Here is an 18,405-nt window from a genome sequence, read left to right as displayed (position 1 = left end):
TTGCCACCTCGGGGTGGGTCGATTTCCAGTTGGATGTGAATGTTGGAGGTAGAAGCATGGCTCTCGAGATGCGCACGGTGTGCGAACGCTGCGATGTCGCGCTGACGGCGGACGGCCCTGCTCGAATCTGTTCGTACGAGTGCACGTTCTGCGAACCATGCAGTCGGGCCATGGACGGGGTGTGCCCGAACTGTGGCGGCGAGTTGGTGGCACGGCCGAGGCGGGTGGCAACCGCCTGACCGACCTCGTCGAATGCTGCGGCACAGCCGATTTCGTCACAAAGGAGGACGACGCGGCAATGGTGTGGGCAGAGGATGATCGCTGTGGGTAAGTCGAGGATCGTCGTATTCGGTGTGCTGATCGCACTGTTGCCCGCGTTGGGCGGCTGCGGCACGTCCGCCGAGCAGGAGTCGAAGCAGCAGCAGTCGAGAGCGGCCGAACTGATCGCGCAAGCCGATGCCGCACCGACACCACGCCTGGACTGGGCGCCGTGTGCGGAACCCGAGCTGAGCAGGTACCAGTGTGCGGTCGCGGCCGTTCCGCTCGACTACGCGCAACCGAACGGGCCGACGATCCCGCTCGCGGTCATCCGTCAGCCCGCAGGCGACCGGGCCGCTCGCGTCGGCACGCTGTTCACCGCGGCCGGAGGACCCGGCGGATCGGGATTCGATCGGGCTCGCACGGGGGAACTCTTTCCCGGCGAGGTGAGCCGTCGATTCGATGTTGTCATCTTCGATCAGCGCGGGGTCGGGCGTAGCTCGCAGGTGCGCTGCTTCGCCGATCCCGATGCGCAGCAACGGTTCTGGTCTAACTCACCGCAGCCGCCCGCGAATTCCGAGCAGGAGCGCGCCGCCGAGCGCGGCAGTCGCGAGCTGGCGGCCGGCTGCGCCGCGCACAGTGGTGCTTTGCTGCCGCATCTCACGACCGTCGACGCCGCCCGCGACATCGATCTGCTGCGCCGCGCGGTCGGCGACGCGAAGCTCACCTATGCGGGCGGCTCCTACGCGAGCTATCTGGGCGAGGTCTACGGCGCGCTGTTCGGCGACCGGGTCCGCGCGCTGCAGCTCAACGCGATGATCGATCCGGACGCCTACACGAACGACTCCAGCGCCGCGATCGCCGACACCGCGATCGGCACCGAGGAAGTGCTCAGCGAGTTCGTCCGGCTGTGCACACAGGCGGGTCAACCGAGGTGCGCGTTCGCGGGCGAGGATGTACGGGCCCGTGACCGCGCGCTGCTGGATCGGTTGCGGCAGGGGCCGATCGAGGTCGGGCGCGGTAATACCGCCGTACGGGTGAACTACGACGAGGTCGTCCAGGCGCACGCGATGATGCTCTACGACTCGCAGCAGGGCTGGCCCGCGCTCGCCGAGTTGCTCGCCGAACTCGAGCGTGGCGCCGACGGCAATCCCGTTGTCGTGCACGAGGTGCTGGCCGCCGCCCCCTTCACCTTGGACTTCCTCGACTCCTTCACCGCGATCACGTGTGCGGACAGCAATGTTCCCGAGCGGCCGGATCAGTGGCCCGCGCTGGCGCGCGAATTCTCCGGCAACGCACCGACTTACGCCGCGTTCTGGCTGTACATGCGGCAGCCGTGCGCCTCGTGGGCCGCACCGCGGGGCGGCTATCCGCAGCGATACACCGGCCCGTGGACACTGCGGTCGGAGGTTCCTGCCCTGCTGATCAACAACCGGTTCGACCCGGTGACCCCGCTGACGTTCGCGAAGCGTGCGCAGCAGGAGTTGGGCAATGCCCAGCTGGTCGTCGTCGACGGCTACGGGCACGATCCGACCGGTGACTGCACCCGCCGGCTACAAGAGCGCTATCTGATCGACCTGCGGCTCCCGGATCCCGCTACCTCCTGCAAGGCCGATCGGGCGCCGTTCGGCGGGTGACGTGGCGGTCATAGCGGTGTAATCTGCGCTCGGCCATGCGTGATGAGGAGGTGGCTGGGTGCAGAGACGTGCCTTCTTCAAGGCAGCTGGTACAGCCGCATTGCTGGGCGCCGCGGGCGCGACACTGAGTGCGGGGACTGCCGCGGCGGATCCGGTCTGGCACGGACTGTTTCGGGCCTGGGTGCCGGAAATCTTTGCGCCACTTCCAGATCCGCCCGCGCACTCGCCCGCTATCGTGATCGGCTCCGGTTTCGGGGCCGCGGTCACCGCGTTGCGCCTTGCCGAAGCCGGCATCGCGAACACAGTGCTGGAACGCGGCTCGCGCTGGCCGAACGACCCATGGCGGGAGGTCTTCACCGGCGACGACCTGCCGGACGGCCGCGGCTTCTGGCATCGCACCAATTTCACCGGCGTCACCAAGGTGCCGGTGCAGTTCGCCAGATTCGGCGGTGTGCTCGACTGCACCGAGTACCCGGGTATCGATGTGTGGCGTGCGGCGGCCGTCGGCGGTGGCTCGGTGATCTTCACCGGCGCGATGGTCGCACCGGAACGCCGGTTCTTCGACCACGTCTTCGGTGGCACCGTCGACTACGGCCAGATGGATCGCGTCTACTACCCGCGGGTGCGAGAGATGTTGCGGCTCAGCCCGGTTCCAGCGGACCTCTATGGCGCTGCGCCGTTCAGCCACTCCCGCTCCTGGGACGAGCAGGTGCGCAGGGCCGGCTATGAACCGCTGGCCAACGACTCGATATTCAACTGGGACATCCTGCGCGGCGAACTCGCGGGTGGCACCCGCCCATCGGCGATCGCGGCCCGCAGCAACCTCGGCAACTCCAACGGGGCGAAGTTCGACCTCAACCAGAACTATCTGCGGTACGCGCAGGGTACCGGCAGGTCCGGGGTGTTCCCTGGCCACCGGGTCGACGCCATCGCGCAGGAATCCGGCGGGCGGTATTCGGTCACCGTCACCAAACTCGCACCGACCGGCGAGGTGCTCGGCACCCGCACCCTCACCTGTGATCGGCTATTCCTCGGTGCCGGCTCCATCGGCACCTCGGAACTGCTCGTTCGTGCTCAGGCCACCGGAGCACTGCCGAACCTCAACGAGCACATCGGCGACGGCTGGGGCACCAACGGCGACGTAGTGCTCGCCCGCGGCGCGAGCGAGCTGGCCGGCCTCGGCCAGGCGGTGCCGAGCGTCAGTCGGATCTTCGATGAATCGACGGTGCCGCTCACCCTCGAAAGTTGGTACATCCCAGGCATTCCGTTCGAGACCGGCGCGCTCGGCTCGCTCGGCATGGTGCTCGATCCAGCACGGGCCCGCTTCGGTTACGACCGGGCGAGCAATCGCGTCGGGCTGTCCTGGTCGACCCAGAATCGGGACGAAACGGTTGCCGTCGCCCGCGCGGTCGACCAGCGCATCGCCGAACGATCCAATGCTCTCGTCCAATACGGCGCGCTCGGCTACGACGCGAACGCGCAGTTCACCGCCCACCCATTGGGCGGCGCGGTGCTCGGCAGGGCTACCGACGGCCACGGCCGCGTGCATGGCCACCCAGGTCTCTACGTGATGGACGGTGCCGCCATTCCCGGCAGCACCGGCACGGTCAACCCGTCGCTCACCATCGCGGCGCTGGCCGAGCGGAACATCGAAGCCATCGTTCGCGCCGGGAAATAACCCCGTTTCGGCGGGGTCTTCGCCGAGAAGGTGATCAAGCCGTTGCCTGTGTGGGCGGTGCGCGCGGCCGATGCCGATTACTCTCGGCGGGATCGTTCGGCGTCGAAGGGATTCCTCACGTGGCAGCTCCGACCACCGTCTCGGGTATCGACGAAACTCCGGAGCCGGACCACTTTCCACGCAAGCCGCCCGCGCTGTGGAGCGACCTCGTGATGCTGGCCCTGGCGATCGTCTCGGTGGCGCTGGTCGTCTGGATCACCTTCTTCTCGGTTGCCGGGCAGACCTATCGGGTGATCGTGATCATCGACTACTCGATATGTGGGATCTTCGCCGCCGAGTTCCTGTGGCGCTGGCGCCGGGCCGGCTGGCCGTGGACGTTCCCGCTCGTCTACTGGTACGAGGTGCTTGGCATGATTCCGGTGACCAGCCCGTTCTTCCGCGGGTTCCGGTTGCTGCGGATCGTGGTGATCGTGGTCCGCGTCGCCCGTGTCGCCGATCGGGCGCTGGGCGATCGGGTGACCGCCGCCGTGGTGAACCGGTTCGTGAAAACCATCGTCGACGTCATCAAGCGCCCGATGACCATCGCCGTGCTCGACGAGGTCGCGCACGTGCTGCGTTCGGGTCATTACACCCGCAATATCGCGGCGGCGCTGGAGGAAAACCGCGTCGAAATGGACGAGATGATCCTCGAGCTCATCAAGAAGGACCCGCACGCCGGGCGGGTCCGCTTCATCCCGTTCCACGACGACATCATCCGGCTGATCGCCGACACCACATTCCGCATCTTCTTCCAGGTGCTGGAGGACCCGCGGACCGACGAACTCGTCTCGGATATGTTGCGCGAGAACATCGATCAGATCAGGGAGGCGGTGCACCACGGTGTGCGCGTCGAGCCGTCCGTCTACGGCCCGAGCCGCCCCGAGGCGTCGGTGCGCCATCACCTCACTCGTGTACCGCGTGCCTGATCTCGTGCCGCGGCTGCGCGTATCTGGTCGTCTCCCAGAGGATCAGCGCGAGCAGCACCGCGCACAGTATCGACAGTGACGCGAGCGCCGGGAGTGCGGCGGCGAGCGGGATCAGCGCGAGCAGTACCACCGCGGCAACCAACCGCACCACCGTGACTTTGCCCGTCGCATAGTGCTTGAACCCGACCAGCGCGAGCAGATAGACCACCACGCCGCCGTACAAGCAGAACAGTGGAACCCCGTACAACGCGTCTTTCAGGGTGTGGTGCGATGCGTCCCCCACGTAGTAGAGGACTTTCTTGAGCCCGAGCGATAACGCGATGATTCCCACGATCATCGGGAAATGCCAGAACGTGTAGCAATTCCGGGCGATCTTGATCTGCCGCTCGCCCTCGGCTTGTGCGAGTGCGTGTTCCACCGACAGTGCGGCGACATCGAAATATGCCCACCACAGCAGCCCCGAGATCCCGAGGCCGAGCAGGGAGCCGACCGCGATCGGCCACGAGATGGGCAGTCCGGCCACGCCGATACCGATGGAGACGATCGATTCGCCCAGCGCGACGATGATGATCAGCCCATACCGCTCGGAGAAATGACTGGCCGAATTCACCCGCCAGTCCTCACCCGCGAGGAAGGTCCACAGCATGTCGCCCGCGATCGCCGCTATCCACAGCCCGATCTGCACGCCCCCCTCGGTCGTCGCGGCAATCACCAGCAGGGTGGTGCCGATGGTGATCGAACCTGCCCCCCACTTCATCGCCTGCCTGCGTAATTGCGCGTCCTCGGCGCTGGCCAGCCAGAACATGACCAGATGCACCAGTCGCACGACCAGATACGCGATCGCGAAAACGAGCGGGCCGTGCCAACCGCCTGTCAGGTCGCGGAACGCCTCCGGAATGGTGAGCGCCGCCAGGAACACCCCGCCCATGGCGGCGAACATGGCTACCCGGGTGATGCCCTCGTCGGCGCGCAGGACATTGCCGAGCCAGGAGTAGGCGATCCAGACCCACCACATCACACCGAGCACCAGCGTCGCGCGTAGCAGGTTCTTGGCGCTGGTCTCCTCGGCGGCCAGGTCGGTGACCATGGTGAACGCGAAGACGAGAACGAGGTCGAAGAACAATTCGAGCTGAGTTACCGAATCACCTTCGGATACCTGCCGCAGCCGAATCCTTTTGGAACCGATCATGGTGCACATGTTCGCACCTCTGTGCGACAGGTGCGCGCCGTCGGATCCGCCGTGCGTCGGCTGATTCGCGCTCTACCTCGGTGAGCTGGGATTTATACGCCGTCGCTATACCTTCTCGAAGGTTTCGTTCTCCGGAAATCGCTCGGCGAAATCGATGAAGTTCGCCACCACCTCCTCGTTCGAACGGCGCAGCGTCCGACTGACCAGGAGCCCGGGAACCGGGATCGGCAGGTAGACCTCGACGTGATACCAGACGTTGGTGCCGTCGGCGCCGTCGGAAACTTCGAACCAGCCGCCGCCCTTGACGCCGCGCGTGCTGTCGGTGACCTCCCACTCGGACCGGCTGGCGGTCCAGTCGTACTCCAGGACCTGCAGATCCGGGCCGCCCATCAACTCCGCCTTGACGAATACCCGTTTCGGCCGACCCTCGTCATCACGCGACGCGACCCGTGCGTCGGTGTACGAGTTCGACCATTCGGGGAGTAATTCGACCGCCGCCAAAGCATCCATCACCTGATCAGGGTCGGCATCGACGACGAATCGGATATCGGTTTTTGTGCGCATCCATACCTCCGCCCCCACCCATTTACATCGGCCGATTGTGCCCAGCGACACATACCGTCGTCAACTGTGTGGTCAGTGGCTGAGACCACCTCTGGCGGAGCCTCGGTATGGCGCATATCGCCGGTAACGACCGAACATGAACTGGGCGAACGCATTCCGGGTTCGCGGTTCGGTCGTCCGACGATTTTGTCGGTCCAGCCGACTTGTCATCCGAAGGTTTGGTGCACGCGACGATTGGGCATGGCCGATCACTGTCGGCCAGGCCCGCGGGGCTCGGGTCCGCTATCTGGGTTCGATAATCGCGTCCGGGCCCGGATAGACGAGCGACTCGTGCCCGTCGTCGTATCGCACCAGGTAGGGCGGTGCGCCCTCGGGTCCGCGGACTTCGATGATCTCGCCGTGGCGATCACCCTGTCCCACTACGTGCCCGTGCACCAGGAGCTGGTCTCCGACATTCGCCATCATCTCTCCATTATCGAATGCGGTGATGCGCGTCACAAGCGTATGCGTCAGTCCTGGTCGCCGACGATCCGCTCGACCGCTGCCGCGATCAGCTCTCGGCTCTGCTCATCGGTGAAGATATCCGGCAGCGTTAGCCGATCCACGATCAGCCAATTCAGCGCCAAATAGAGCAGCAGCACCGATTTCTCATCGCCCGGCATTCCGGAGTCGAGGTGGTTGCGCACGTTGAACTCGATGTCCGCGCGCACCCGCTCGGTCAGTATGGCGCGCAGTTCCGGCCGCCTGGTCGCCTCCAGTCGAAGCTCGAGTATTGCCAGGTAGCCGGTGCGAAATGCTTCGATTCGTCCGACGACCTCCATCATCAACTCGGTGATGTTCGCGCGGGTCCTCGGTCCCTCGGCGAGCTTGGTCATGGTCGCCTCGCTCGGCTGCAGCCGCTCGTAGAACCGGCTGCCCGCCTGGGTCAGCAGGTCGTCGCGGTTGGTGAAATAGTTCGAGGCGGTCCCGGCCGGCACGCCCGCCTCCTTATCCACCGCGCGGAAGGTCAGCCCGCGTGCTCCTTCCTTCGCGAGCACCTCGATGGCCGCGTCGATCAACGCTTGCCGTCGTTCCGGGTTGGTTCGCACTTGACACCACTCCATCCGTAGTACTACATTCTCAAAACACTACAGTCAGAGTACAACGGATCGGGCGGTTTGAATATGCGAAAGCTTGTTTACTACGTCGGCGTCACCCTCGACGGATACATCGCCGGTCCGGCGGGTGAGTACGACTTCTACCCGGTCGACGCCGAGATGGCGGCCTGGATCAACCAGGAGTACCCCGAGTTCGTCCCCACCCCGGTGCGCCCGCATTTCGACATGGCGCTGGACGAACCGGGCAAGCGTTGTGACACGGTGCTGATGGGGCGCGGCACCTACGACCCCGGCTTGTCCATGGGTTGGACCAGTCCGTACGCGCACATGAAGCAGTACGTCGTGTCCGGCACGCTCGGTCGGATCGAGGACCCGAAGGTGGAGCTGGTCGAGAGCGACCCCGTCGGCCTGGTGCAGCGGTTGAAAAAGGAAGAGGGCGGCGATATCTGGCTCTGCGGCGGCGGCCAACTCGCCGCACAACTGCTCGGCGAGATCGACGAGCTCATCATCAAGAGCTATCCGGTCATCGCGGGCGGCGGGATCTCGGTCTTCTCCGGGGAATTCAATCCGACACTGTTCGCACCGACGCAGCGTAAGAACTTCGGCAACGGCGCGCAGGTCACCTGGTTCACGCGGGCCTGACCACCGATCGAATCAATACCGCACTACCTGGAAGAGGTCTCCGAATGCGAAAGCTTGTCTACTTTGTCGGCGTTTCCCTGGACGGGTACATCGCGGGCCCGGGCGGCGAGATCGATTTCTTGCCGGTCGCGGACGATATGTGGGCATGGCTCGGGTCCGAGTATCCGGAGACCCTGCCGACGCACATCCGTCCACACCTCGGGTTGGCTGTGGATAAACCGAATGAGAAGTTCGACACGCTGGTGATGGGCCGCGGTACCTACGATCCGGCCCTGGCCGTCGGCATAACCAGCCCGTACTCGCATATGAAGCAGTACGTCGTCTCCAGCGCCCTCGGTCGCATCGACGATCCGGCCGTGGAACTGGTCGAGGACGATCCGATCGGCTTGGTGCGCAAGCTGAAACAGCAGGACGGTATGGACATCTGGCTGGCAGGTGGCGGCAAGCTCGCCGCGCAGCTGCTCGGCGAGATCGACGAACTCGTCGTCAAGAGCTACCCGGTGGTCGCCGGTACCGGTACACCCGCCTTCGCCGGCGAGTTCCGACCGACACTGTTCGCGCCGACCGAACGCATCGAATTCAGCAATTCCGTCCAGGTCACCTGGTTCACCCGAGCCTGACCACCGGCGCTCGGCTGCGGCGGGCACGGCACTGCCCGCCGCAGGTGGGCCGACGGTTCGTTCGCCGTCCACGGGGCTTACTGCGTGAGCAGATCGCGGCGGTCTCGACCGGTCAGGCGCTCGCGTCGCCCAAGAACGAAAGGCGCACCTGGCGGATCGGATTGTCCACGTTGAGATCGACAAGGGCGACCGACTGCCAGGTGCCGAGCGTCAGGCTGCCGCCGATCACCGGGATGGTGGCGTAGGGCGGGATCAAGGCGGGCATGACATGCGAGCGGCCGTGGCCGCGTGAGCCGTGCGCATGTCGCCAGCGGTCGTCGGCGGGCAACAGGTCGCGCAGTGCGGCAAGCAGGTCGTCGTCGCTGCCGGCACCGAGCTCGAGCACCGCGATCCCGGCTGTGGCATGCGGCACGAAGATGTGCAGCAAACCGTCACCGCCCGCCTCCTGCGCGAACCGCGTGCACTGCGGGGTGATGTCGTGGACGACTTCGCTGTGTCCCGTTGCCACGTCGAACACCGTGCTCTTCATGGCTCCATCGTGCGGGTGGTCACGGCGTCACTCAACCGGACCCGCCGCCCGCGCGCCGATTCACTTGTCCGGCGAGACGGTGAGTGGCTGATCGCGGCCTTCCGGAACACCAAGTAACGCTGGCTGCTGGAAACCCTTTCGGCCGAGTTCGAATCGCGAATGGCCCCTTCGGTACTCGCGGGCTGCGGAGGTGCCGACGAATCCGCTGGACCCGGGTCGGTAGTCTTGGTGGCTGTTAGCAGCTGTTTGTCGATCTTGGAGGACCCTGTCGTGGCTCTCGTTGTTCAGAAGTACGGAGGATCCTCGGTAGCAACCGCCGAGCGCATCCGGCGCGTCGCTGAACGGATCGTGGAGACGAAGAAGCAGGGCCACGATGTGGTGGTCGTCTGCTCGGCCATGGGTGACACCACAGACGAGCTCTTGGACCTGGCCCAGCAGGTGGCGCCCGCGCCGCCCGCTCGCGAGATGGACATGCTCCTCACCTCGGGTGAGCGGATCTCCAATGCGCTGGTCGCCATGGCCATCCACTCGCTCGGCGCCGAGGCACGCTCGTTCACCGGTTCGCAGGCGGGCGTGATCACCACCGGATCGCACGGTAACGCCAAGATCATCGATGTCACGCCGGGCCGGGTCCGCGACGCGCTCGACGAGGGCCTTGTCGTGCTGGTCGCCGGCTTCCAGGGCGTCAGCCAGGACAGCCGCGATGTCACCACGCTCGGCCGTGGCGGCTCCGACACCACCGCGGTCGCGCTGGCCGCGGCGCTGCAGGCCGACGTCTGCGAGATCTACACCGATGTGGACGGCGTCTTCACCGCCGACCCGCGGATCGTGCCCGACGCGCAGCAACTGCAGCAGGTCTCTTACGAGGAGATGCTCGAGCTCGCGGCCTGCGGCGCAAAGGTACTCATGCTGCGCTGCGTGGAATACGCACGTCGCTACAACGTTCCCGTGCATGTGCGCTCGTCGTACACCGACAAGCCCGGCACCTACGTTTACGGATCGATGGAGGACATCCCCTTGGAACAAGCAATCCTCACGGGCGTCGCGCACGATCGCAGCGAGGCCAAGGTGACCGTGGTCGGACTACCGGACGAGCCGGGTTACGCCGCCAAGGTGTTCCGGGCGATCGCCGACGCGGAGATCAACATCGACATGGTCCTGCAGAACATCTCCAAGATCGATACAGGTAAGACCGACATCACCTTCACGCTGCCCAAGACCGACGGCTCCCGCGCGGTCGAGATGCTGACCAAGCGTCAGGAAGAGATCGGCTTCTCCCAGGTGGTCTACGACGACCACATCGGCAAGGTCTCGCTGGTCGGCGCGGGCATGAAGAGCCACCCCGGCGTCACCGCCACCTTCTGCGAGGCGCTGGCCAAAGCGGGCGTGAACATCGATCTCATCTCCACCTCCGAGATCCGGATCTCGGTGCTGGTCAAGGACACCGAACTGGACGAGGCCGTCAAGGTGCTGCACCGCGCCTTCGACCTGGGCGGCGACGAGGTCGCCGTGGTCCACGCGGGAACAGGACGTTAACCATGGGAATTCGAGTAGGTGTCGTCGGCGCGACCGGACAGGTCGGCGCCGTCATGCGAAAACTGCTGGAGGAGCGCAACTTCCCGGCCGACGAGATCCGCTTCTTCGCCTCGTCGCGCTCTGCCGGTAAGACGCTGCCGTGGCGCGGCGGCGAAATCGTTGTCGAGGATACCGAGACCGCCGATCCGTCCGGCCTCGACATCGCGTTGTTCTCGGCGGGCGCCACCATGTCTCGCGTGCAGGCGCCGCGTTTCGCGGCCGCCGGCGTGACGGTCATCGACAACTCGTCGGCCTGGCGCAAGGACCCCGAGGTCCCGTTGGTCGTCAGCGAGGTGAACCCGGAGCAGACTCGCAATCTGATCAAGGGCATCATCGCCAACCCGAACTGCACGACGATGGCGGCGATGCCGGTGCTCAAGCCGCTGCACGATGTGGCAGGGCTGCAGCGCCTGATCATCTCCAGCTACCAGGCGGTGTCCGGCAGCGGGCTCGCCGGTGTGGAGGAGCTGGCCTCCCAGGTGCGCGCCGTGGTCGGCGACGCCGAAAAGCTGGTGCACGACGGCAGTTCGGTGCAGTTCCCCGCGCCGAACAAATACGTCGCGCCGATCGCTTTCGACGTGATCCCGCTGGCGGGTGCGCTCGTCGACGATGGCTCCGGCGAGACCGACGAGGATCAGAAGCTGCGCAACGAGAGCCGCAAGATCCTCGGCCTGCCCGAACTGCTCGTCAGCGGCACCTGTGTGCGCGTCCCGGTCTTCACCGGCCACTCGCTGTCGATCAATGCCGAATTCGCCGAACCGATTTCGGTCGAACGCGCCAAGGAACTGCTCGCCAAGGCGCCGGGCGTCAAGCTCGTCGACGTACCGACCCCGCTCCAGGCTGCCGGCATCGACGAGTCCCTCGTCGGCCGCATCCGCCAGGATCCCGGCGTACCGGACGGCCGCGGCCTTGCCCTGTTCATCTCGGGTGACAATCTCCGAAAGGGCGCGGCCCTCAACACCATTCAGATCGCCGAGGTCCTGCTCGCCGACCGCTGAGGCCGGCAGGGGCGAGTATCGAATTCATCGATCGGCGCGGTGGTCCACCTGGGTTGGACCACCGCGCCGTTCGTCGTTTGCGGCTCGCCCAGCTCGCCGAACGCTGATCGAGGCGAGCGCCGAGAAATAGGCTCGCTCGAATGCTGTTTCGGTTGGTAGCCTCCGCCGATGGCGAACCCTCATCCACATGTGTACTTCGGGGACCGGATCGTTGCCGCCGATGCGGCATCGGTGAGTGTCGCGTCCTCGGCAGTGCTGTACGGCCTGAGTGTCTACACCGTTCTCCCGGTGCAGGTGGATGGATCGGCGCGCACCGCGTTTCGGTTGGACGATCACTTCCGGCGGCTCGAGGAGTCCTGCAAGATCATCGGCATCGATCGTTTTGCCGCCGAGTGGGATTTCGCCCGGTTCCGGGCCGCGGTGGTCGAACTGATCGACCGGAATGCGCCTGCTGCCGATGTATTCGTCCGGGCGACGGTGCATGTCGTCGAGTCGATCCCCGGTACTCGGGTGCGTGGCTGTGCCATTCAGGTCAGCATGTTCGTCTACGACGCGGTGCCGATCGTTCCGCAGGACGGCATGCGGCTGAAATCCAGTCCGTGGCGGCGCATCCCGGACAACGCGATTCCGTCGCGTGCGAAGGTCAACGGCGCCTACGTGAATTCGGTGCTGGCCAAACAGGACGCCATCGATAGCGGCTATGACGACTGCATCTTCCTCGACGGCAACGGCCATGTCTGTGAGCTCAGCGCGGCCACTATCTTCCTGGTCCGCAACGGCACCCTCGTCACCCCCGACGTGTCCTGCGACATCCTCGACGGCATCAACCGCCGCACCATCCTCACTCTCGCCGCCGAGGACGGCATTCCGGTCGTCGAACGGACGGTGGACTTGACCGAGTTGTACATCGCCGACGAGGTTTTCGTCTCCGGTACCTCCTCGGGCGTGGCTCCCGTGGCCGAGGTCGATGGGCGACTTGTCGCCGACGGCCGCCCCGGACCGATCTGGCAGGCGTTGCGCAAACGTCATGCGGCCGCGCTGCGAAGCGACGAACTGCACGGCTGGATCACGAATCTGGCCGAGCCGCGAGGGTAGCCGCGCGGACATCCACAGGCTGTGCGGCACTGTGGAATTCGTCAGAGGCGTGCTAAGGCGGTGATGGTGCCGAGGAACAATTCGACGTTGTCGTGGATGAATTTGTCACGCGGGTAGGGGAGTGACTGTTCGATCCATGCGGTGATGGTGTCGCCGAAGGCGCCGACGAGAAAGCGGGCGGTCAGGTCGATGGCCGGATCGTCGGCCTCGCGGTCAGGGACCAATTGGCGCAGAATGCCGCCGAATGCGCGCGAGACGTCCTCCGACCGCGCCAGTCGACGTTCGGCCACGGCGGGGTGGCCGTAGCCTTTGGTGGACAGCAGCTTTCCCTTGGCCGGCGCGTCGAGGAAGAAGTCGACCATGGCCTCCAGTACCGCGGTGACCTTCGCCCGCCGGTCCTGCGGCGCGGTCGCGGCGGCATCGCCCACCGTGTTCGACAATTGCCGAAAGGCCAGCTCGAAGGCTGCCCCGACGAGGTCGTCCAGGTCGGTGAAACTCTCGTAGACGAATCGTGTGGACAGCCCGGCTTCCTTCGCGACGTTGCGAATGGTGAGTCCCCCCGCGCCGTCGACCGCCATCACCTCGAAGGCGGCATTCAGCAGTTGGTCCCGGCGTTCCGAGCGTCGCTGGTCGGCAGGTAGTCCGCCGTACTGGCGCGCGCCCTTTGTCATCTCCCAATCTTGACACAGATGATTCCCGATTCTAAGTTGATTTGAGAGACATTTGTTTCCCGATTGGAGACACGCTATGCCTGGGCTCGTCAATGCAGTTGAACCCGCTGAACACACGTCGGAGCCGAACCCGCCCAACCGTCCCGGGCTCGCCGCGAATTCGTTGACCGCACGGTGGGCCGCGGACTGGCGGCTGATCATGCTCGCGCCCAGCGCGTTGCTGCTGCAGGTCGCGCACCCGGTGATCGGATCGGGCGTCGCTGAACACTCGGTATTCAAGACCGACCCGATCGGGCGATTCGACCGGTCGTACTGGCCGACGCTGGCGCTCGCGTTCTACGGCGACGACACCGCCGCGTACGGCCGCGACATTCGGGCCATGCACAAGCCCATCGGCGGCGTCGACCACGCGGGCAGGTCGTACCACTCGTGGGATCCGGAGGCGTACTTCTTCGTCCTCGCCACGGCGTACTTCGCCAGCGAGGTGGCCGCCACCAAGTTCGGTCCCGGTCTGACCGAGGCGCAGCGAGTCGAGCTCTACGCGGGCTACCGGCAGATGGCGTTGCTGGCGGGCCTGCCCGAGCGTGCGGCGCCCGCCGACCTGGCTTCGTTTCGCGAGTGGTTCGGCCGGGTGCTGAGCGAACGGCTCGAGCACCATCCGAGCGTCGACGATGTTTTCGCGACGATGTCCCGTCCTCCAGTGCAAGCGCCGGTGCCGGAATGGTTGTGGAAGCTGGTGATGTGGCGCGTTGTCGGACCGCTTGCCGTATGGGTGAATGTCGGTGTCCTACCACCGGATTTCCGGGAGCGGATCGGCAGGCAATGGACCGAGCGTGACGAGCGCAGGCTCGGCCGGTTCGCTGGATTGGTGCGCACGGTGGATCGGGTGTTGCCGCCGCCGTTGCGCAACATCACCCGGGTGGTGGCGATGCGGCGCAAGGAGCAGATCATGAAGAACGTCCGGCGCGCGGCGCAGACGGCGTGAGGGAGAATCGCGCACGACACCGAGGAGGGCGGAATGCCTTTCTTCGGTGTGTGATCGGTCGGCGGCAGGTACTTCAGCGGATGCCTGGTGTGCGCGGATCGGGTCCGAGGCAGACCAGAATGGCGCAACCGGGTGCGGTATCCGCGAACGGCGGCGCCAGCGGGTAGTTCAGGCAGGCGAAGACATTACAGCCGGGGTATGCGGACGGTCCGATCCCGAACACCGCGAGCAGGATGTTCGTATCGACGAACCGGCTCGGATCAAGCCGCAATGGCGGCTCGATGTAGGGGCCTGGGTCGGGTACCGGGTTTTCTTCGAATGCGGCGAACAGCCTGCGGAAGAACTCGTGCGGCAATTCCGCTGTGTTCTGCACGATTCCGGATACGCCCTGGTTGCTGACATTGCCGTAGACACCGGTCCAGACCACCATCATGTCCAGGCTGGGGATGATGAAGGCGTTCTGCATGCCGAGCCCGGCCATCATATAAACATCGGCAGGCAGGAAGGCCGCGGCCTCCGCGCACGCGGGCCCGATCCAGAAGAGATATCCGTAGCACTTGTTCGCCGCTGAGGGCTGGCGTGCCTGCCGCATATACTCCTGCGACACGAGTTGCGCTGTGCCCCAACGCCCGTTGTTGCTCGCCAGCAGGCCGAGCTTCGCGAAATCGTTCGGCGGGATCATCAAGTGCGCATAGCCGTAGGTATTTCCAGAGCGATCGCGTGCCCAGTAGTAGTCGCCGCGGGCGATGCCGAGCGGATCGAACAGCTCCCGCTGCGCGAACTGCTGCAGTGGTTCACCGATCGCCAGTTCGATGACGTACGCGAGCAGGTCGACATTGCGCTGGCTGTAGCTGAAAGCCGTGCCGGGCGGGTTGACCAGCGGCACCCCGAGCGCCTGTACCGCGCTGTTCGGGTCGAGTGGAATCACGCCGGTAATGCCCTCGGTGAGCACCCCGACCCGCATGCCCGACGTCTCGGTGAGCAGGTTCTCCACCGTGATCGACCGATGTGCTTCGTCGCCGAGCCCCGGCGGCAGATATCGATCGATCGGCGCATCGATATCGAGTTTGCCTTGATCCCATGCCATTCCGGCAAGCATGGAGACCACGCTCTTGGTCGCGCTCCAGATGTTCCATGCGACGTTGCCGGTCTGGTCGTTCGTCGGTCCCTCGCCGATCAGGCAGTTGTGCCGGAAGACCTGCACATTCAACCGATTTCGTCCCGCCGCGAACGCCAGCGCCGCCGCCAGCCGCTGCGAATCCAGTCCCACCTGTTCCGGCGCCGCCCGTTCGGGTTCCCGCCCGGACGACACCCCGCACTCCACCTGCTCGGCCGCGCTCGCCTGCGCACTCCCAGCGAATACGCTTCCCGCCACCAGCGATACCGCCGCGATTCCTGCCAGGAATCCGTAGAAACGCCCCATGGGCGACAGGCTATCGCGCTGGAACCCGGCGCACCGGGCAACAGGCTGAACGTTGATCAACTAAAACCAGCCCGTGTTCCGGCGACCGAAGCCGGATCGAGTTACCGGATGGCCCGAGCGCGCACCGCGTACCAACCGGCTCCGAGCGCGAGCACCCCGAGCCCGGTGAATACGGCGGCCATCGGCAGCGCGAATCCGACGATCACACAACCGGCCGCGCCCACCATCGGCACCCAGCGGGCTGGTCGATGCTCCGCCTCGGTCAGTGTCGCCGCCGAGACATTGGCGATCAGGTAGTAAACGAGCACGGTGAACGACGAAAAGCCGATGGCGGCACGCAGATCGAACGTCGCGGCCACCACCGCGACGATGGCCCCGACCAGCAGCTCCGCCCGATGCGGCACCGCGAATCGCGGATGCACCGCCGCAAGCGCTCCCGGCAGGTAGCGGTCGCGCGCCATGGCCAGCACGGTGCGCGAGACCCCGAGAATCAACGCGAGCAGCGATCCGGCGGCAGCGACCACCGCGCCGACCCGAACCACCGGCGCCAATCCCGGTGCGCCCGCGGCCGATACGACCCGAGCCAATGGATCCGTCGCCGCCGCGAGTCCCGCCGACCCGAGCACTGTCAACGCCGCGACCGCCACCAGCGCGTAGATCACCAGGGCGAGCCCGAGCGCGATCATGATGGCCCGCGGAATCGTGCGGCGCGGCTCGCGCACCTCCTCGCCGAGGGTGGCGATGCGGGCGTATCCCGCGAAGGCGAAGAACAACAGCCCCGCCGCCTCCAGCACCCCACGTGGCCCGATTCGATCGGGCAGAACTGTTGCCGCCGAATGCGTCCCGAACACCCCGACCCCCACCACCAGCGCCAGCGCCGCGAGCACGACCGCGACGATGGCGCGCGTCGCAAGCGCGGACTTCTGCACACCGGTGTAGTTGATCGCGGTGATGGCAACGACGGCCGCGACCGCGATGGCGCGAGACCGCTCCGGCCACGCATAACTACCGACGGTCAGCGCCATCGCCGCACAGGACGCGGTCTTGCCCGCGACGAACCCCCATCCGGCGAGATATCCCCAGAACGCGCCGAGCCGCTCCCGTCCGTAGACATAGGTACCGCCCGACACCGGGTAGACCGCCGCAAGCCGGGCCGAGGATGTCGCATTGCAATAGGCGAGCACCGCCGCCACCGCCAACGCGAGCAGCAACCAGCTGCCCGCCGCGGCCGCCGCCGGAGCCAGCGCCGCGAAAATGCCCGCGCCGATCATCGAGCCGAGCCCGATGATCACCGAGTCCACGAGCCCGAGCCTGCGCTCGAGCGCGCCATCTGCCGATGCCATAGCTGCATCCTCGACGACCGAGCCGCGGACCACGAATCGAACGATCCGAACCACGTCGTCGGCGAATATGCGAAACGCCGCCAGGTCGCTAGACCTGGCGGCGCTGAGCCGCCGGACGCCACGCCAGCGTCACGACTCGGTGCCGACGTCCCACAAGCGCCTCTCGGCGGGTGGTCGCTCGAAGCGACAGATGGGGTGAGGCCCGGGGCTGTCCGGACGCCGACAGAGGTGGTCAACCATGTTGTATCGCGATCTATTCCGCGCCATCGGCTGAGACTCGCGCAGCGGAGACCGCACGCGTCCACCTCGACCCTGTGGTTATCGCCGGGTGGGAGCCAGTCCCTGGAGGATCAAACCCACTTCGTATTCGAAGGATTCGTCGCGTGACTTCGATACCTCGGACGCCGGTTGTGCGACGTAGCGTTTATGCAGCCGCGGGTACGCGCGGGCGGCCTCCTCGGCGGCGGGCCACATCTTCTCGAACCATTCCGTTTCGCTCAGGCCGCTGCGTCGCACCACGGTCAGCGAGGCTGCCTCGGTCATCGCGATCCCTACGACGTAGGAGAAGACGACATTCATCGCGTGGTCGGCCGCTTTCATGTCGAATCCGGCTTCCTCGAGAATGGTGAGGATGGCTTCGTTGCCGCGCATCATGTTCGGCCCGAGGTACAGCGTGCCGACCTCTCCGAGGATGGAGGCCAGCCACGGGTGGCGCAGGATCGTCGCGCGCAGGCCGACGGCGTAGTCCAGTATCGCCGCGCGCCAGCCCCGTGAATCCGCGGGATCCGGGTCTGCCAACTCGCCGAACACCGCGTCGGCGACCAACTCGATCAGCTCCTCCTTGTTGGCCACGTGGGTGTACAGCGAGGTCGCGCCCGCGTTGAGTCGGGCGCCGAGCTTGCGCATGCTGAGCGCCTCGATGCTTTCGGTGTCCAGTAGGGCCACCGCCTCGGCCACGATCTGTGCTCTGGTCAGTGCCGGTTGCTCGCGCCGCCGTCGTTGCGGCCGCGTCCACACCGAATGGATTTGCCGACCCTCGGCCGCCATGTGCTGCCTCCTTTGTTGTCGTCGGCTCAAGCATAGCGGCAGTTCCGCACGCTGTTCGTGGCAACGCACACCGTGCGGCTTGCGTACAC

At 65.9% G+C, this 18,405-nt stretch carries 19 protein-coding genes; 10 read left to right on the top strand and 9 right to left on the bottom strand.

Annotated elements, in window-relative coordinates:
- The first annotated feature begins 56 nt into the window (after window positions 1-56).
- From ACFQZZ_RS10800 to ACFQZZ_RS10785, 4 genes are all read left to right on the top strand, one after another.
- Window positions 57-239, top strand: a complete 183-nt coding sequence (locus ACFQZZ_RS10800; protein ID WP_378677575.1) for a DUF1272 domain-containing protein — start codon at window positions 57-59, stop codon at window positions 237-239.
- 75 nt (window positions 240-314) lie between these two features.
- On the top strand, window positions 315-1,895 hold the full coding sequence (locus ACFQZZ_RS10795) for an alpha/beta hydrolase (protein ID WP_378677574.1): 1,581 nt from the start codon (window positions 315-317) through the stop codon (window positions 1,893-1,895).
- A gap of 58 nt (window positions 1,896-1,953) precedes the next feature.
- The gene (locus tag ACFQZZ_RS10790; RefSeq protein ID WP_378677572.1) at window positions 1,954-3,573 is read left to right on the top strand and encodes a GMC oxidoreductase; all 1,620 of its coding nucleotides are present in this window, start codon (window positions 1,954-1,956) and stop codon (window positions 3,571-3,573) included.
- 119 nt (window positions 3,574-3,692) lie between these two features.
- Window positions 3,693-4,538 carry an ion transporter gene (locus ACFQZZ_RS10785; RefSeq protein ID WP_378677569.1) on the top strand — a complete coding sequence of 282 codons (846 nt, stop codon included), beginning with the start codon at window positions 3,693-3,695 and terminating at the stop codon, window positions 4,536-4,538.
- Here the strand turns inward: ACFQZZ_RS10785 and ACFQZZ_RS10780 are convergent.
- The 4 genes from ACFQZZ_RS10780 to ACFQZZ_RS10765 form a co-directional block, all read right to left on the bottom strand.
- Complete coding sequence (locus tag ACFQZZ_RS10780) at window positions 4,516-5,727, bottom strand: low temperature requirement protein A (RefSeq protein WP_378678385.1); 1,212 nt, start codon at window positions 5,725-5,727, stop codon at window positions 4,516-4,518. The genes ACFQZZ_RS10785 and ACFQZZ_RS10780 overlap by 23 nt on opposite strands.
- A 105-nt stretch (window positions 5,728-5,832) precedes the next feature.
- Window positions 5,833-6,291, bottom strand: a complete 459-nt coding sequence (locus tag ACFQZZ_RS10775; RefSeq protein ID WP_378677566.1) for an SRPBCC family protein — start codon at window positions 6,289-6,291, stop codon at window positions 5,833-5,835.
- 282 nt (window positions 6,292-6,573) lie between these two features.
- The gene (locus ACFQZZ_RS10770; protein WP_378677565.1) at window positions 6,574-6,756 is read right to left on the bottom strand and encodes a DUF1918 domain-containing protein; all 183 of its coding nucleotides are present in this window, start codon (window positions 6,754-6,756) and stop codon (window positions 6,574-6,576) included.
- A 44-nt stretch (window positions 6,757-6,800) separates the two neighbouring features.
- Window positions 6,801-7,379, bottom strand: a complete 579-nt coding sequence (locus ACFQZZ_RS10765) for a TetR/AcrR family transcriptional regulator (RefSeq protein WP_378677563.1) — start codon at window positions 7,377-7,379, stop codon at window positions 6,801-6,803.
- Between the two features lie 75 nt (window positions 7,380-7,454).
- On the opposite strand from ACFQZZ_RS10765, the gene ACFQZZ_RS10760 reads away from it, so the two are divergent.
- Together ACFQZZ_RS10760 and ACFQZZ_RS10755 are read left to right on the top strand one after the other, a co-directional pair.
- Window positions 7,455-8,030: a dihydrofolate reductase family protein gene (locus ACFQZZ_RS10760; protein WP_378677561.1), complete on the top strand. Its 576-nt coding sequence runs from the start codon at window positions 7,455-7,457 to the stop codon at window positions 8,028-8,030.
- 44 nt (window positions 8,031-8,074) lie between these two features.
- A complete protein-coding gene (locus ACFQZZ_RS10755) occupies window positions 8,075-8,650 on the top strand; it encodes a dihydrofolate reductase family protein (RefSeq protein ID WP_378677558.1) in 576 nt (191 codons plus the stop codon).
- Between the two features lie 112 nt (window positions 8,651-8,762).
- On the opposite strand, the gene ACFQZZ_RS10750 is transcribed toward ACFQZZ_RS10755, so the two are convergent.
- Complete coding sequence (locus ACFQZZ_RS10750; RefSeq protein ID WP_378677555.1) at window positions 8,763-9,179, bottom strand: YjbQ family protein; 417 nt, start codon at window positions 9,177-9,179, stop codon at window positions 8,763-8,765.
- A 270-nt stretch (window positions 9,180-9,449) separates the two neighbouring features.
- Between ACFQZZ_RS10750 and ACFQZZ_RS10745 the strand changes: the two genes are divergently transcribed.
- From ACFQZZ_RS10745 to ACFQZZ_RS10735, 3 genes are all read left to right on the top strand, one after another.
- Window positions 9,450-10,715 (top strand): aspartate kinase, encoded by a 1,266-nt coding sequence (locus tag ACFQZZ_RS10745; RefSeq protein WP_378677552.1) that lies wholly within the window; start codon window positions 9,450-9,452, stop codon window positions 10,713-10,715.
- Window positions 10,716-10,717: 2 nt separating this feature from the next.
- Window positions 10,718-11,752, top strand: a complete 1,035-nt coding sequence (locus ACFQZZ_RS10740; RefSeq protein WP_378677549.1) for an aspartate-semialdehyde dehydrogenase — start codon at window positions 10,718-10,720, stop codon at window positions 11,750-11,752.
- A 168-nt stretch (window positions 11,753-11,920) separates the two neighbouring features.
- Window positions 11,921-12,847 carry an aminotransferase class IV gene (locus tag ACFQZZ_RS10735; RefSeq protein ID WP_378677547.1) on the top strand — a complete coding sequence of 309 codons (927 nt, stop codon included), beginning with the start codon at window positions 11,921-11,923 and terminating at the stop codon, window positions 12,845-12,847.
- A 41-nt stretch (window positions 12,848-12,888) separates the two neighbouring features.
- Here the strand turns inward: ACFQZZ_RS10735 and ACFQZZ_RS10730 are convergent, their stop codons facing one another.
- Window positions 12,889-13,518: a TetR/AcrR family transcriptional regulator gene (locus tag ACFQZZ_RS10730; RefSeq protein WP_378677544.1), complete on the bottom strand. Its 630-nt coding sequence runs from the start codon at window positions 13,516-13,518 to the stop codon at window positions 12,889-12,891.
- 76 nt (window positions 13,519-13,594) lie between these two features.
- Here ACFQZZ_RS10730 and ACFQZZ_RS10725 point away from each other — a divergent pair, with 76 nt between their 5' ends.
- Complete coding sequence (locus ACFQZZ_RS10725) at window positions 13,595-14,503, top strand: oxygenase MpaB family protein (RefSeq protein WP_378677542.1); 909 nt, start codon at window positions 13,595-13,597, stop codon at window positions 14,501-14,503.
- Between the two features lie 73 nt (window positions 14,504-14,576).
- On the opposite strand, the gene ACFQZZ_RS10720 is transcribed toward ACFQZZ_RS10725, so the two are convergent.
- The 3 genes from ACFQZZ_RS10720 to ACFQZZ_RS10710 all read right to left on the bottom strand — a co-directional run bounded on the left by ACFQZZ_RS10720 (window position 14,577) and on the right by ACFQZZ_RS10710 (window position 18,316).
- Window positions 14,577-15,926 (bottom strand): serine hydrolase domain-containing protein, encoded by a 1,350-nt coding sequence (locus ACFQZZ_RS10720; protein ID WP_378677539.1) that lies wholly within the window; start codon window positions 15,924-15,926, stop codon window positions 14,577-14,579.
- Window positions 15,927-16,027: 101 nt separating this feature from the next.
- Window positions 16,028-17,269, bottom strand: coding sequence for an APC family permease (locus ACFQZZ_RS10715; protein WP_378677537.1), 1,242 nt, complete (start codon window positions 17,267-17,269; stop codon window positions 16,028-16,030).
- 318 nt (window positions 17,270-17,587) lie between these two features.
- On the bottom strand, window positions 17,588-18,316 hold the full coding sequence (locus ACFQZZ_RS10710) for a TetR/AcrR family transcriptional regulator (protein ID WP_378677534.1): 729 nt from the start codon (window positions 18,314-18,316) through the stop codon (window positions 17,588-17,590).
- Between the last annotated feature and the right edge of the window lie 89 nt (window positions 18,317-18,405).

Source organism: Nocardia sp. GCM10030253, assembly GCF_042675075.1.
Taxonomy (GTDB): domain Bacteria; phylum Actinomycetota; class Actinomycetes; order Mycobacteriales; family Mycobacteriaceae; genus Nocardia.
This window is presented reverse-complemented; position numbering and strand designations above follow the sequence as displayed.